The following is a 16,068-nucleotide window of genomic DNA, read 5'->3' on the forward strand; positions in this document are numbered from 1 at the left end:
ACTGGCTTCTAGCGTCTTGTCTCGGTGTCTCGGAACATCAGGGACTGTGGCTTTACTCGTGGCTGTTTGCAGGGCCTTGTGCGCTATCGCTATCATCCCGACCCGATCCCGACAATCCAACAAAAATAACTGCAGAGCTGGGCGCTTTCACTTCGTGCTCTAACGAGTCGAGTGACAAAACGCCAGGCAGTTTTGGATGTCTGTAGTGGATTGCAGGTGGGGAATCGACCATACTTGAAATTAAAATCCACTTTAATGAGATAAGCTCTTTCTAGCATTGATAACTATGTGCTATGGTTGGAAAAGTTGTCTTTATGCCGTGAACTTAAGGCATAGATATTATAAGGATACTGCATGAGTGCGCAGCAAAATCCGAATTTGAAGCCCGACGTTTAATCATTAAATCCAATTTCATGAATCAACACCACCGCGAAATTAGCCAAGCAAACTATGGAATTTATGCTGAAAGCGGCAACATTAACATAAATCACGGCAACCAGCCGATACCCAAAAACCTGACCGCGCCGCCATTTATTTCCAAGGTGTTTATCGGCAGGGAAGCTGAAATTAAGGCTGTACGTCAGCAGTTGCAGAATGGTCATTTGTTACTGCTGGTCAATGGCGAAGGCGGTATCGGCAAAACCACACTGACGGCGCATTATTATCAGCAATATGCTCATGATTATCAGCATGTGGCCTGGGTTTTCGCTGAAAGCAGTCTGCTAGAGGCTTTATTAAGCTTGGCTAGCCCTCTACAACTGGAATTTGCTCCGCAATGCTCTTCACAACAACGGCTTAATGCCTTATTGGCCGGTATGGCTAATTTGGCGTCCCCCTGTTTGCTGGTGATTGATAACGCCAATAATTTAGCTGAGCTTAATGATTATTATCTGGCGTTATCCAGTTGCCCAAATTTTCATATTCTACTGACCACTCGCATTACTGAATTTGAGCAGGCAGCCCGATATGCCATTTCCCCATTGCCGGTTGAGCTAGCCACTCAGTTGTTTGTTGAACATTATCCGCAACATCAGCGCGCAGAAAATCCCTTATTGCACAGCATCCTGGCGGCAGTGGGCTACAACACTTTGGTGATTGAACTGCTGGCGAAAAATCTGGCGATCAGCAATCGGCTGAAAACCCGCTATCGCCTGGCTGAGCTGCTGGCCGATCTGCAACAAAAAGGCCTGCTGGCGATACAGAGTCAAGTAGTCAACACGGCTTACCACAGCGATGGCCAAGCGTTACGCGCGGCAAGCCCGGCGGCGATTATCTCCGCCATGTACGATATGGGGGAGCTTAATGATCAAGAAACCGCTTTGCTGTCTGTGTTTGCCGTGCTGCCGGCGGAAAATATTGACTATGCTGTACTGGAAACATTGCTGCCAGACAAGGAAAATTTGGATACCGTACTGCTGGACTTAGCTCAAAAAGGCTGGTTGGCAAACCAGGCCGATAGCAATTTTAAAATCAGCCCGGTAGTGCAGGAAATTACCTTGGACAAAAACCGGCGGCGCTTGTTGGCTGATTGCCGGCAGTTGATAGCCTCACTGATAGATCAACTTATTTACGAACCTGGTATTGGACACCCGGTTCAAATCAGTTATACAGAAGCTGCTGTGCTTACGCATTATGGCGAACAGATTATCCAGCGCTTGATTGAACCTGACGAATATCTAGCTTTGCTATGTGACAGACTGGGAAATTTTCACAAGACCACTGGTAATCTAGTTAATGCATTGAACTGTTTTGAAGCTTATTTTAGATCCTATAAAGCTCTGTATCAGGCCTACCCCAACAAAGTGTCCGTTAAAAACTGCTTAGCGATTTCCTACGAAAAATTGGGCGATACGCATGCTATGCTGGGCAATTTGGAACAGGCATTAGGTCTTTTTGAAGCTGAAATTCTGTTATTCCAAGAACTCCATGCAAACTACTCCTACGATGTGAGCTTTAAAAATGGTCTGGCGATTTGCTACTCGAAACTGGGCGATACACACACTATATTAAGTAATTTAACTCAGTGCTTGTATTTTTATAAAAATGAAACTGATTTGTTCAAAGAATTGTATGTGGCCAACCCCAACAACTTGCCCTTTAAACGTGGCTTAGCGATTTCCTACGAAAAATTGGGTAACACATACACAGCGTTGGGCAATTTAAATCAGGCTTTAGTTTTTTTTGATGCGTATTTTAGATTAAGTAACGAGCTGTATGAGGCCGCCCCCGATAATGTATCTTTTAAAAGCAGCTTGGCGATTTCCTACGAAAAATTGGGCACTGCGCACGCCGCGCTGGGCAATTTAAATCAGGCTTTAGTTTTTTTTGATGAGTATTTTAGATTAAGTAACGAGCTGTATGAGGCCACCCCCGATAATGTATCTTTTAAAAGCAGCTTGGCGATTTCCTACGAAAAATTGGGCACTGCGCACGCCGCGCTGGACAATTTAAATCAGGCTTTAGTTTTTTTTGATGAGTATTTTAGATTAAGTAATGAGCTGTATGAGGCCCACCCCAACAATGTATCCTTAAAAAACAATTTGGCGATTTCCTACGAAAAATTGGGCACTGCGCACGCCGCGCTGGGCAATTTGGCACTGGCCTTGATCTTTTTTACAGCTGATACTCAATTAACCAAAGAACTGTATGATGCCTACCCTACCAACGTAGCCTTCAAACGCGGATTGGCGATTTCCTACGAGAAACTGGGTAAAGTACACTTCGCACTTGAAAATTGGGAGCAGGCCTTGGACTTTTTTGAAGAACAATTTGGTCTAAGCAAAGAACTGTATGAGGCCCACCCTAGTGATGTGTCCATTAAAAACGGTTTGGCTATTTCTTACACAAATTTGGGTAGACTTTTTGAAAGAGCCGGCCTTAATCAGCAAGCTAAAGAGTATTACCAAACAGCAAAGCTGTTTCTGGACGAGTTAGTTAATAGCTCACCTTTGTATGTCAAGTTCAAGCAGCTCAATGACTGGGTTGTACAGAGATTATCAGGATTATGATGATTAACTATTCAATGAAAGACTGTGAATAAAATTACTATTTTTCTGGCTTCCTCAAACGAATTGCAATTTGAACGTGAGCAATTTGAAATTCAAATCTACCGAAAATGTAAGGCCTGGATAGATCGAGGTATTTTTCTGCATCTGGAGATTTGGGAGGATTTGTCTGCGCGCATGTCGGCTACCCGATCCCAGGATGAATATAATCGAAAAATAGCCGAGAGCGATATTTTTGTACTTTTAGCTTACAACAAAGTGGGCATGTATACTGCAGAGGAGTTTGAACAGGCTTTTGGTCGGTTTCAAGAAACCCGAAAGCCGTTTATTTTTACTTACTTTAAAGACACACAGGCCACAAGCGACGCTAGTTTACAGGCGTTTAAAGAACGGCTTATATCTCTGGATCATTTTTATACCCAATATATCGGGTTTGATGATTTATGGCGGCAGTTCAATCTGGAGCTGGATAGGCTGGAATTGGCGGGATTTAAGTTAAATGTACATCGCACGGCATCAGGAAACAGCAGAAGCATAATACAAGGTGATAAATCTGTTTATATAGAAAACGCTAAGGACGTACGGCTGACGATTAAATAAGCAAATGCCGGTGTAAAGAAATGCATTCTGGCTTTGGCGCGGGAGAATACGTTTGTCTGTAGGGTGTTTTCACTTCTTGGTCTAAAGTCATCGGATAGTCTGGGGAGTTTATGGTGGATTGCCTGCGGCGAATCCACCCTACGATCCAAGGCAATGACCGCAGGGCGTGAACGTTTCACTTTGTGATATAACGGGTCTTGCAGCAAAACGCTGGGCAGGCTTGGAGGTTTACGGTGGATTGCCTAGCGGCGAATCCACCCTACGATCCAAGGCAATATCCGCAGGGCGTGGACGTTTTCACTTCGTGCTCTTACGGAGTCGTGCAGCAAAACGCTGGGCAGACTTGGGGGTTTGCGGTGGATTGCCTAGCGGCGAATCCACCCTACGATCCAAGGTAATCCACTGTTCGTGGGTTTTTAATCTTGTGCTGTTGACAAGTCGCTGGTATCGCCACACCAATCTGCGGTGAGAATGCCGTCATGGACATAGCGGTGGAATGTGGAATATGGCCAATCCTGTACCCGGCTTACATAGCCATGTTTTACCGGGTTGACGTGGATATAATCAATATGTCTGGCGTAATCCAATTCGGTGGTGATTGTATGTTCCCAATAGCGGCGTTGCCATATTCCGCGTTCGGCGCGTTTACGCCGAGTTGCGGTAAGCCGTTCGGTACGCGGTAAGCTTTTGGAAAACATTAGTTTGATCAGGCGCCAGCGTAGTGGAAAATCATTGGTATGGGACGGTAGTGTCCATATGCAGTGGATATGTTCAGGCAATACTACCCATGCATCGATATGGAAGGGATATGTACGTTTTACCGTTCTTACCGAATCTCTTAATAAATCGATATGGTCGGTCAGCAATGTGGTTTGCCGATCATGTAAATTGACGGTAAAAAAATAACAACCGCCATCCACAAAGTTTCGTCGGTAATTTGGCATGATAACCCCGGTATCTGCATATAAACCAAGGAAAATAATAGCAGAACGTAGGGGGGTTTAGCGATAGCAAAACGCCGGGGCGGGCTTTGGAGGTTTACGGTGGATTGCCTGCGGCGAATCCACCGTACGATCCAAGGCAATATCGGCAGGGCGTGGACGTTTTCACTTTGTCGCTGAAAATCTTGGAAGCGGAACGTAAGTGGAGCGAAGATTTTTAGTCCCCGATAGGCGTAGCGCCGGGCGGGTTTTCGAAGCGAAGCGGAGAAAACCTGCAAGGCATCGCGAAACGCCGTCCAGTCACTTGGAGCCGAAGTTCCGATCCCCTTGTTGGGTCGGAACGAGGTGAGGAGGACGAATCGGGGCCGCCGGAGGCATTAGCGGTCGCGTAATTTTTGCCGCTTGTTGGGGCTGGGATGCCCCTAAACAAGCTTTCGCAAAAATAGCGACTCACTGAGATATAACGGGTCGTGCAGCAAAACGCTGGGCAGACTTGGAGGTTTACGGTGGATTGCCTGCGGCGAATCCACCCTACGATCCAAGGCAATATCGGCAGGGTGTGGACGTTTTCACTTTGTAATGTAACGGGTCGCGCAGCAAAACGCTGGGCAGGCTTGGAGGTTTGCGGTGGATTGCCTGCGGCGAATCCACCGTACGATCCTCCACTGCGTTGCATCGAAGCTACGGGCCTCCATCTAGCCGATTTTCTAGCTCTAAACAACTCTAAACAATAAAAGTTACCTTGATGCAGAAGTTTTGATGGATTGCCTAGCGGCGAATTCACCCTACCCATGCGGTTTGCGTGGCAGGCGCAATGTTGGACTGTTTAAATTAATGCGGCCAGCCTCTTTCGAGCATGGGCCAGTTGTGCTATGGTTGAAGCCAAAATTTTTTTATCCGGTTAAGTTAAAGCATGAGTATTAAATCAGACAAATGGATACGGCGGATGGCCGAGCAGCAAGGGATGATAGAGCCGTTTCAGGCCGGGCAGGTGCGGGAATCGGCTCAGGGCCGGATTATCTCTTATGGTACTTCCAGTTATGGCTATGATGTGCGTTGTTCCAATGAGTTTAAGATCTTTACCAATATTAATTCTACTATCGTTGATCCTAAGGATTTTGATGAAGGCAGTTTTGTGGATGTGAAATCCGATGTTTGCATTATTCCGCCCAATTCTTTCGCACTGGCCCGCACGGTGGAGTATTTTCGAATTCCGCGCGATGTGCTGGTGATTTGCCTAGGCAAATCCACTTATGCGCGTTGCGGCATTATTGTTAATGTTACGCCGCTGGAGCCGGAATGGGAGGGCCATGTGACGTTGGAGTTTTCTAATACCACGCCGTTACCGGCGCGAATTTACGCTAATGAAGGGGTGGCGCAGATGCTGTTCTTTGGCGGTGATGAGGTTTGCGAAACTTCTTATAAAGACCGGGGCGGTAAATATCAGGGCCAATTGGGCGTTACTTTGCCTAAAGCATAAAATATCGGTTGCACTGGGTGTGCATATCCGGGAATAATCAGCTTTGTAGCGTTTTTTGATGTCAGCGTTTAATTGGAATCAGTCAGTCACAGGGAATGTCGCGGCGACTATTAGTCCGGCCGCAACCTAAAACCATTTTTTTAGATTGCCGAACAGCACTATTTAAAACCATAGATGACCACCAAAACCAAAGCCGAGCAGTTAGACTATTTCTATCAGGAAGTAAACGATATTATTCTTAAACGTCAGGACTGGATCAGCGGCTTGCTGCCGGCCAGTACGGCGGTTAATACCCACGGCAATTACACCGATGCCTGGGTGCGGGACAATGTATACAGTATTCTGGCGGCCTGGGGTTTGGCGCTGGCTTACCGGAAAACTCAGGATCAGCCGGATCGGACTTATCTGCTGGAGCAAAGCGTGGTTAAGCTGATGCGCGGTTTGTTAACGGCGATGATGCGTCAGACACCTAAGGTGGAAAAATTTAAGCATACTCAGGATCCGCTGGATGCGCTGCACGCCAAATATAATACCCAGACCGGGGAAGTGGTGGTGGGTGATAAGGAATGGGGGCATTTGCAGTTGGATGCCACTTCGCTGTTTTTGCTGATGTTGGCGCAGATGACGGCTTCCGGGTTGCGTATTGTGTTCAGTAACGAGGAAGTGAATTTTGTGCAGAATCTGGTGCATTATATCAGCCGCGCTTACCGCACCCCGGATTACGGGATTTGGGAACGCGGCAATAAGATGAATCACGGTGTCGCTGAGCTGAACGCCAGTTCCATCGGCATGGCCAAAGCGGCGCTGGAAGCCATGGCCGGCTGTAATCTGTTTGGTAATAACAGTGGTCAGGCGGCGGTGATTCATGTGATCCGCGACGATATTGCCCGCACCCGAATAACGCTGGAATCGCTGTTGCCCAGGGAATCGATTTCCAAAGAGGTGGATGCGGCGCTGCTGAGTATTACCGGTTTCCCGGCTTTTGCGGTGGATAATGCCCTGCTCCGGGAAAAAACCGAAGCCGCGATCGTGACTAAACTGCAAGGCCGTTACGGCTGTAAACGCTTTTTGCTGGACGGTCATCAAACCGTGCTGGAAGATCATCAGCGCCTGCATTACGAACCCCATGAATTAAAGCAGTTTATGGATATTGAATGTGAATGGCCGCTGTTTTTCTGCTATTTGTTGCTGAATCATTTGCTGGCCGGTAATAAGGAAGCCGCTGCGGAATACAGCCAACGCCTGCATAGTCTGCTGGTGCAGCAAAACGGCCAGGATTTGCTGCCGGAGCTGTATATTGTGCCGCACGAGGCGATTGCCGCCGAGAAGCAGCACCCGAAAAGCCAGACCCGGATTGCCAATGAAAACGTGCCGCTGGTATGGGCGCAAAGTCTGTTTATTTTGGGCAGCCTGCTGCAGGAAGGTTTGATTACTGCCGAAGATATCGATCCGCTGGGCCGTTACCAGCACCGCCAAACCCTGCGCCAGAGTACGGCCACTACGCTGCAGATTGCGCTGCTGGCTGAAGATGAAGCCGTGCAGCAGCAATTGCAGGATCTGGGCATTTCCAGCCAGACTCATAGCGAAATTGCCCCGCTGCAGGTACGCGATGCCGGTGAGTTGGCCGAAGCTTATACCCATGTGGGCCGTAATGACCGGATGGGCTTAAGCGGCCGGCCGCTTAGACAGCTGCGCACTTTGTCCACCTCGCGTTTGTATCAACTGGCCGGTGAATATCTGATTTTTTTACCGCAATTTATGAACCAGAAGGGTTTTTATATTGCTATGGATAACCGTTTGCTGATCCAGCGTTTACGCCTGGAGCTGACTTATATCAGCCGGCATTGGGACAGCGCCGAGCCGCCCTTGCTGGTGATCAATATCAAGCAAAATATGCTGGACGGCGAGAGCCGTCAGGTGTTGCTGGACTTTATCGCCCAGCTGAGTGCCAATAGCGTCAATGGCGTTGCGGTGAAACTGGGGGTGTTGAGCGAGTTTATTAAGATTGCCTGCCGGGAAAAAATTAATTATCTGCATGATTTCAAGTTTCCGGAACACGGTTGGGACGAAACTGAACGGGCTTACGCCAAGGTGTTGCCCGATAATTCTGCCGAACTGGTGCCGATTAATGCTTATACCCTGACTGAATGGGAAATCGGCTCTGAGGCCGGGCTGATTTATACGCTGCAGCACAATGGTAATCTGTATGCGCAAATGGAAGCGCTAAGTCTATTGGGCCAGCGCCACGGCCTGGAATATGTGACCGGCCTACTGACTGAAGACGGCCTGCCCTGCCGAGTGCAGGATTTGCTGGAAGAGGTGTATGCCAGGGCCGGGGATTTGCATTTATGGCAAATTGTGCGGCGCTGCGCCGGTCTGCTGGGTAAATATGATATTAATCTGGAACAGGCGGCTACGGAAATTCTGGTGCGCCAGCATAGTTTGACGGTGGGGCATGCTTATAGCGGTAAAGCCACTTTGCGTCGGCCTACCGACTCTTGGGAAATTCTGAAAACCATCCGCAATTTCAATAGTGCCGATACCAGCCAGCATATTATTATTCAGGAGTTGATTATTTACCTGGGTATGCTGATCAAGCTAAAACCGGAACTGTTTGCCGATATGCATACCATCCGGGTTGGACATATTCTGCAGTTGATTATTGCCCGCCAAAAACGCCGCACCGGCAGTCCGCTGGATAAGGCTTTTAATGAGATTCTGGCTTTGGCACCGTTTCAGCTCTCGCAGTTGCTGGAAGAAACGCTGGAAGACTACGCCAGCAGTAAAAATCAGCTGGGTGCGGTGGAAAGCCTGCATTACGATGGTCAGCAGCGCGAATTGAGTTCGGCGCGCTTCCCCAGCAGTCTGAACCCCCAGGATCGCGGCGGTGCCGATGACTGGCATGAATGGCGCGAACAGCAGGGTAATATCGGCCGGGAAAATGATGCTTTTTACGCTGGGGTGTGGTCTTTGCTGCCGCATTGCCACGGTTTGATGATAGGCGAAAAAATTAATAGCAAGCGCCGGATTGACAGTGAAACCACGCTGTCGCAGATGACGCCGGGCGAACAGACTTTTAAATTGCACGTTAATCATTTGCTGAATAAAATCCAGGCGCCGGTGTACCGGCAGTTGACGGTGGAAGCCTTACGGGCTCTGGCCATGATTTTCCAGGATAACCCTGAGCTGCGCCTGGACGATACTATTTTTACCGATATTCTGATTGGTCATGCGGTGCGGTTATGCTGGCTGCAAATGTATCCCGAGCATCAGCAGGAATACGAAAATTATGTATCGCTGGCGTGGCAGGCCTTCTACCAACTGCCTCCGCATGCCGTGGCTAACGGTATTTTGGATGCCTTGATCTATTTGCTCAACAACCACTAATAATAACAACCGGGAAAGCATATGATTTTAGCAGGCGATATTGGCGGCACCAAAACTGTGTTGGCCCTAATTGATACCGACAGCAGCGGCGCGCTGATCAGCATCACTGAACAAACCTTTGCCAGCGGCGAATTTGCCGAATTTGATGATATTCTGGAACTGTTTTTGAGTAATAGTCCCCAGATCAGTGCGGCTTGTTTCGGGATTGCCGGGCCGGTGATTAATCAACGCTGCCAAACCACCAATTTACCCTGGATTCTGGATGGCGAACGCCTGAAAATCCGACTCGGCACCCAGCGGGTGAAGTTGCTGAATGACCTGGAAGCTATGGCTATTGGTATGTTGCATTTGGAGGCGGATGATTTTATTGAACTCAATCCGGGAGCCGAGCCGCAAGCCGGTAACATTGGAGTGATTGCCGCCGGGACTGGTTTGGGTGAAGCCTTGCTGTATTGGGATGGGGAAAAGCATCATGCGCTGGCCACCGAGGGCGGTCACAGTGATTTTGCCCCGCAAAACAGTCAGCAGGATCAATTACTGGCGTTTTTGCGTCAGCGCTATCCGGAGCATGTGAGTTATGAGCGGCTGTTGTCTGGCCTGGGCTTTAGTAATCTTTACGATTTTCTGGTCGAGAGTGGTTTCGGCCCGGCCTGTCTGGCGGTACCTAGCCTGGAATATGCCAAAACCACCGGTATAGACCGCAATGCGGTGATTTCCCGGCTGGGCGTAGACGGTGAAGATGTGCTGTGTCAGGAAGTGGTGCGGCTGTTCGCGGAAATTTATGGCGGTGAAGCCGGCAATCTGGCCCTGAAAGGTTTTACCACCGGCGGGGTTTATATCGGCGGCGGCATCGGCCCGAAAATCCGCTCGGCGCTGGCGACTGAGGAATTTATGCTGGCTTTTACCGCTAAAGGCCGGTTTAAAACCATGTTGGAAAAAGTGCCGGTCAGGCTGGCTTTAAATCCGAAAACGCCGTTATTGGGGGCGATGTATTACTATGCCTAATGTTTGGGTAAATGATTGATTTTGGTTGAAGTAGGTGTTGTTGAATTGCGCTGACGCTGGTTTGATTTAGGCTGCGCTGCGAATTCCTCGATTCCACTGCGTTGCATCGAGGCTACGGGTTGCGGTGATAGTTGATTTTGGTTGAAGTGGGCATTGTTGAATTGCGCTGATGCTGGTTTGATTTAGGCTGCGCTGCGAAGTCCTCGATTCCACTGCGTTGCATCGAGGCTACGGGTTGCGGTGAGAGTTGGTTCTGGTTGCTGTGGTAGTGGGTATTGTTGAATTGCGCTGACGCTGGTTTGATTTAGGCTGCGCTGCGAAGTCCTCGATTCCACTGCGTTGCATCGAGGCTACGGGTTGCGGTGATAGTTTATTCTGGTTGCAGTGGGTATTGTTGAATTGCGCTGATGCTGGTTTGATTTAGGTTGCGCTGCGAATTCCTCGATTCCCCCCCGCGTCAGACTAGTTGTCGTCTCAAATTTTTAAAGCCAATAAAATTTGAGATTAGAGATGAAAACATATACAAGGTATTCTGAAGACTTCAAAGAGCAAGCTCTGAGAAAAGTTTACAACCGTGGAAACGACCAATCGATTCAGGATATTGCGAAGGACTTGAACGTTTGCTGGCAAACCCTAAAAACATGGATGAAAAAAGCTAAATTGCATAACTCCCGAGATCTACCGTCGAAATCGAAACGCCCTGATGATTGGCGTCCTGAAGAACGTCTCTCAGCGTTACAGAAATCTTATGGCTTGAACGGGGAAGACTTGAATGCCTGGTGCCGTGAACAAGGGTTATTCGTTCATCAGCTTGAGCAGTGGAAAGCTGAATTCTGTCGTCAGGGTGGCGTATCTGAAAAAGGTGAAGTGCATACCCTAAAAGCGGAAATTCATACCCTGGAGCGAGAGTTGTTACGCAAAGACAAAGCCTTAGCAGAAGCCGCCGCGCTGTTGGTTCTGCAAAAAAAGTTCCGAGCGCTCTTGGGGGGAGAGGTCGAATGACTGCCCACGAAGAGCGCAAGCAAGTAATTGTTTTACTGAATGAATCGATAATAGCGGGTGCGCGGCAAGCCCAAGCTTGTGAAGTGCTGGGTTTAAGCGAACGCACCTTGCAGCGCTGGCAGACCGGTGAGACCGTTCATTGTGATCAACGTCCATTACGTGAATATCAACCGCCGCATAAGCTTACCGTCATGGAGCGAGCCGAGGTGTTGGCTGTTGCCAATTCCGATGAATTTGGGCATCTGCCGCCGAGTCAGATCGTACCTCGGCTGGCCGATCAAGGCCGCTATCTGGCTTCTGAATCGACATTCTATCGCGTACTGCGAGCAGAAAACCAATTGGCACACCGTCGCAGTGAACGCCCTGCTCAATCCCGCACTAAACCGCGTGCCCTCTGTGCCACCGTACCTAACCAACTTTATAGCTGGGATATTACCTATCTGCCATCAGCAATCCGTGGACAGTTTTTCTATCTTTACCTGTTTGTGGATATTTTCAGCCGAAAGATCGTGGGTTGGCAGGTGTTTGAAGAGGAAAGCAGTACCTTGGCAGGCGAATTGTTACGTGACCTGTGCCATCGTGAGGGGATACAGCCCAAACAGCTGATACTGCACTCTGATAACGGTAGCCCCATGAAAGGCGCTACCATGCTGGCAACCTTGCAACAACTCGGTGTCATGCCCTCGTTAAGTCGGCCTTCGGTTAGCAACGACAATCCTTACTCAGAATCGCTCTTTAAGACCTTAAAATACCGGCCAAACTATCCGTTAAAGCCGTTTGCAAAGGTGACGGATGCTCGTGACTGGGTAACGAGACTGGTGGAATGGTACAACCACGAGCATCGCCACAGCGCCATCCGGTTTGTCACGCCAGCGCAACGCCATGAAGGCTTAGATCAAGGCCTACTGGTTAAGCGTAAAGCCGTTTATGAGGCTGCCCGTGATCGAAACCCGAAGCGATGGACTGGTAACACGCGGAATTGGGATTGCATCCAAGCAGTCCACCTTAATCCTGATAAGCCAGTGACTAACAGTAAACCTAATACAGAGGAGACAACTCAGAACAAAAATGCCGCTTAAGATTTAAACGTCGAGGCGACAACTACATTGACAATTTCCGATTCCACTGCGTTGCATCGAGGCTACGGGTTGCGGTGATAGTTGATTTTGGTTGAAGTGGGCATTGTTGAATTGCGCTGATGCTGGTTTGATTTAGGCTGCGCTGCGAAGTCCTCGATTCCACTGCGTTGCATCGAGGCTACGGGTTGCGGTGATAGTTTATTCTGGTTGCAGTGGGTATTGTTGAATTGCGCTGATGCTGGTTTGATTTAGGCTACGCTGCGAAGTCCTCGATTCCACTGCGTTGCATTGAGGCTACGGGTTGCGGTGAGAGTTGATTTTGGTTGAAGTGGTAGTGGGCATTGTTGAATTGCGCTGACGCTGGTTTGATTAAGGTTGCGCTGCGAATTCCTCGATTCCACTGCGTTGCATCGAGGCTACGGGTTGCGGTGATAGTTGATTTTGGTTGAAGTGGGCATTGTTGAATTGCGCTGATGCTGGTTTGATTAAGGTTGCGCTGCGAAGTCCTCGATTCCACTGCGTTGCATCGAGGCTACGGGTTGCGGTGATAGTTTATTCTGGTTGCAGTGGGTATTGTTGAATTGCGCTGATGCTGGTTTGATTTAGGCTACGCTGCGAAGTCCTCGATTCCACTGCGTTGCATCGAGGCTACGGGTTGCGGTGAGAGTTGATTTTGGTTGCAGTGGTAGTGGGCATTGTTGAATTGCGCTGACGCTGGTTTGATTTAGGCTGCGCTGCGAATTCCTCGATTCCACTGCGTTGCATCGAGGCTACGGGTTGCGGTGAGAGTTGGTTCTGGTTGCTGTGGTAGTGGGTATTGTTGAATTGCGCTGACGCTGGTTTGATTTAGGCGCGCTGCGAATTCCTCGATTCCACTGCGTTGCATCGAGGCTACGGGTTGCGGTGAGAGTTGATTTTGGTTGCAGTGGTAGTGGGCATTGTTGAATTGCGCTGACGCTGGTTTGATTTAGGCTGCGCTGCGAATTCCTCGATTCCACTGCGTTGCATCGAGGCTACGGGTTGCGGTGAGAGTTGGTTCTGGTTGCTGTGGTAGTGGGTATTGTTGAATTGCGCTGACGCTGGTTTGATTTAGGCGCGCTGCGAATTCCTCGATTCCACTGCGTTGCATCGAGGCTACGGGTTGCGGTGATAGTTTATTCTGGTTGCAGTGGGTATTGTTGAATTGCGCTGACGCTGGTTTGATTTAGGTTGCGCTGCGAATTCCTCGATTCCACTGCGTTGCATCGAGGCTACGGGTTGCGGTGATAGGTGTTTTGGTGGCTTGCCTGGCGGCGAGCCACCCTAGCCCTGGAAATGTAACCTGACCCCATTTTTTATTCTGTGACTTTTAACAGAATGCCTTCGTCGGCATCACATTTTGTGGTTTTGGTTTTGGCTTTGACCGAAATTCGCACGGTTTCGTTTTTGATGGTGTCCGGCAGTTTGCCTTTTACCAGATAGAAGCTGTCTTTGTCTTCTACTGTCAGCGGGATGGCTTGCTGTCTGATGGTGACGTGGATATGGCCGGGGCCGTTGCTGCCGGATACGGTGAACTGAAATTCGGCGCCGGGTGCCACTGTGCTGAGATGTTCGGGTTTGAAGCGGGTGATTTTGGCTTTGATGCAGGCATCATCGCCGCCACTGCCGCCGCCATGTCCACCATGACTGGGCGCCGCCTGCGCCCATAGTGCGCCGGAAAAAACCAGACTTAACAGGCAGGCTAAGATTTTACTGATCCGCACGAGAATTCTCCTTTTGGTATTGAGCTTAATTTGGGTTGTTATTCAGACTTGGCTTGATAATCGGTACAGTCTTTACTATCTTTGCGGCGCGATTGATGCTCATCACTGCGTTCCGCACATCCTATGCCGTATCCGTCAAAATTGATTGGTACACTACTAGCAGCTATCCGGGATATGGTTTTATTTTAACCCAGTTTGAGCATTTTGCCCGGATAAGCCGGCTGGACATGACAAATCCGGAGAATTGTTATAACATTCTGCTAACTGAAATTTATTGGTAAAATTCGGGATTTGTGTTTTAGGCAGCATTACAGATTCTGCTATTGCCAGTCTCAACCCCACAGGATTGAGTCCGAACTGAGGAAAGATTCATGTTAAAGCGTTTTTTTGAACAGCCTGACCAAGGCGACAATGATATTGTGCTATCCAAGCGCCGTTTCATGCGGCAATTGGCCTGCGGCACGCTGCTGACTATGGCGACCCCGGCTATCGCCGAAGCGGCCCGATCGCGACTGCCGATGCACAAGACTCTGGCATTTGAACATACCCACACCGGCGACAAACTGAAACTGACTTATTTTGAAAAAGGCCGTTATATTAAATCGGCTTTACGCGAAATAGATTACATCCTCCGTGATTTCCGCTCCGGCGATATCTACCCCATCGATATTGATTTAATCGACCAGTTACACGATATTAAAGCCATGCTGGGCGTGGGCAACCGGCCCTTTCACATCATTTCCGGCTACCGCTCGCCTGAGACCAATAGCTGGCTGCACAATGAAACTTCCGGCGTTGCTACCAACAGCCTGCATATGCAGGGCCGCGCCATCGATATCCGCGTCGAAGGCATAGACAGCCGCCGCATCCGCCATGCGGCTCTGGCCATGAATCGCGGCGGTGTCGGTTATTATCCTGACTCTGACTTCGTGCACCTGGACACCGGTAAGCCCAGAACCTGGTAAGTTAGTACTCCCCTGCTTAAGCTCCAAGCGCTATCAGTTGCTTTGGGGCTAAACTCCCTGTTTGCTGTAAAGTCTTGCCGTTCCGGCTTTAGTGCTTAATTTTCTGTCTGAATTTATAAATTTGGTCATGACTTGGCGTAATTTTTACGCATCCATCATAAATCGCCGGTAATTTTTTAAAGAAATGCTTGGACGCTGAATAATTAGACAAATTTTTAGCTAGCCTGGGCTTTACTTTTTAAATGATAATGATTATCATTAACAACAAATCAATACTGCCGACGCTTATTATGAAAAATTTATTCGGTTTTTTGCGTGGTCCTTTAGTGGTAAAGCTGGCGATTACGCCGGATGTGCTGGCTGAGCTGATTGAAAAAGGCCAGCTTCATGCCACGGATTTTAAATGCCTGGATTTAGGTTCAAAACATATCGTCGGCAAGATATTCCTGACCCTGGCAAAAGCAAAACTCAATAACCTGATCAGCGGTTAGTCCAGCCATCTCTCCTCAACCTTTAAGTGAGTAATCCCATGCGTAAGAAACCTTGTACCCATGAATATTTAGCGGCTACAGAATCTGCCAGAGTGTTAATCTGCAAGGAATGCGGTATTGTGCATCTGCATATCCAAAATCTGGCTATGCGTTTGGAAGTGCGGGAGTTTTTAGGGCTGGCGGATACGTTGACCGAAGCGGCCAACCGGGTTCGGGTGGATGAAAAGGAAAAAACTCGGCATCAGGAATTTAATGTGCTTAAATCTGCCCATAGGCTGAATTAGCCGTTTTGGTGGATTGGCTAGGCGTATCCACCCGACCCACTACAGCCAAGGTGATTTTTTAGTGAGGGCAAACAGGAAATGATCAAA

Annotated in this window: 10 protein-coding genes and 1 pseudogene; 9 read left to right on the forward strand and 2 right to left on the reverse strand. The window is 48.8% G+C overall.

Annotated features, from left to right (window positions below):
• The first annotated feature begins 413 nt into the window (after positions 1–413).
• Both KEF85_RS10730 and KEF85_RS10735 read left to right on the forward strand, forming a co-directional pair.
• Positions 414–3,008 (forward strand): tetratricopeptide repeat protein, encoded by a 2,595-nt coding sequence (locus KEF85_RS10730; protein WP_215580376.1) that lies wholly within the window; start codon positions 414–416, stop codon positions 3,006–3,008.
• Between the two features lie 24 nt (positions 3,009–3,032).
• A complete protein-coding gene (locus KEF85_RS10735) occupies positions 3,033–3,605 on the forward strand; it encodes a hypothetical protein (protein WP_215580378.1) in 573 nt (190 codons plus the stop codon).
• Positions 3,606–4,021: 416 nt separating this feature from the next.
• On the opposite strand, the gene KEF85_RS10740 is transcribed toward KEF85_RS10735, so the two are convergent.
• Positions 4,022–4,549 carry an REP-associated tyrosine transposase gene (locus tag KEF85_RS10740; protein ID WP_215580380.1) on the reverse strand — a complete coding sequence of 176 codons (528 nt, stop codon included), beginning with the start codon at positions 4,547–4,549 and terminating at the stop codon, positions 4,022–4,024.
• A 910-nt stretch (positions 4,550–5,459) separates the two neighbouring features.
• On the opposite strand from KEF85_RS10740, the gene dcd reads away from it, so the two are divergent.
• The 4 genes and pseudogenes from dcd (at position 5,460) to KEF85_RS10760 (ending at position 12,499) form a co-directional block, all read left to right on the forward strand.
• Positions 5,460–6,026 carry a dCTP deaminase gene (gene dcd / locus KEF85_RS10745; protein WP_215580382.1) on the forward strand — a complete coding sequence of 189 codons (567 nt, stop codon included), beginning with the start codon at positions 5,460–5,462 and terminating at the stop codon, positions 6,024–6,026.
• 174 nt (positions 6,027–6,200) lie between these two features.
• Positions 6,201–9,413 carry a phosphorylase b kinase regulatory subunit alpha/beta gene (locus KEF85_RS10750; RefSeq protein WP_215580384.1) on the forward strand — a complete coding sequence of 1,071 codons (3,213 nt, stop codon included), beginning with the start codon at positions 6,201–6,203 and terminating at the stop codon, positions 9,411–9,413.
• Positions 9,414–9,434: 21 nt separating this feature from the next.
• Positions 9,435–10,418: a glucokinase gene (glk, locus tag KEF85_RS10755; RefSeq protein ID WP_215580386.1), complete on the forward strand. Its 984-nt coding sequence runs from the start codon at positions 9,435–9,437 to the stop codon at positions 10,416–10,418.
• A 510-nt stretch (positions 10,419–10,928) separates the two neighbouring features.
• Positions 10,929–12,499, forward strand: a pseudogene (locus KEF85_RS10760) (IS3 family transposase).
• A 1,334-nt stretch (positions 12,500–13,833) separates the two neighbouring features.
• Here the strand turns inward: KEF85_RS10760 and KEF85_RS10765 are convergent.
• Positions 13,834–14,241: a hypothetical protein gene (locus tag KEF85_RS10765; RefSeq protein ID WP_215580388.1), complete on the reverse strand. Its 408-nt coding sequence runs from the start codon at positions 14,239–14,241 to the stop codon at positions 13,834–13,836.
• Between the two features lie 371 nt (positions 14,242–14,612).
• Here KEF85_RS10765 and mepK point away from each other — a divergent pair, with 371 nt between their 5' ends.
• The 3 genes from mepK (at position 14,613) to KEF85_RS10780 (ending at position 15,981) form a co-directional block, all read left to right on the forward strand.
• Positions 14,613–15,206, forward strand: a complete 594-nt coding sequence (mepK, locus tag KEF85_RS10770; protein WP_215580390.1) for a peptidoglycan L,D-endopeptidase MepK — start codon at positions 14,613–14,615, stop codon at positions 15,204–15,206.
• 290 nt (positions 15,207–15,496) lie between these two features.
• Positions 15,497–15,697, forward strand: coding sequence for a hypothetical protein (locus tag KEF85_RS10775; protein WP_215580393.1), 201 nt, complete (start codon positions 15,497–15,499; stop codon positions 15,695–15,697).
• A 38-nt stretch (positions 15,698–15,735) separates the two neighbouring features.
• Entirely contained in the window at positions 15,736–15,981 is a 246-nt protein-coding gene (locus KEF85_RS10780; protein ID WP_215580395.1) for a hypothetical protein, read from the forward strand.
• The last annotated feature ends 87 nt before the right edge of the window (positions 15,982–16,068 follow it).

The organism is Methylomonas paludis, from assembly GCF_018734325.1.
Classification (GTDB): Bacteria; Pseudomonadota; Gammaproteobacteria; order Methylococcales; family Methylomonadaceae; genus Methylomonas; species Methylomonas paludis.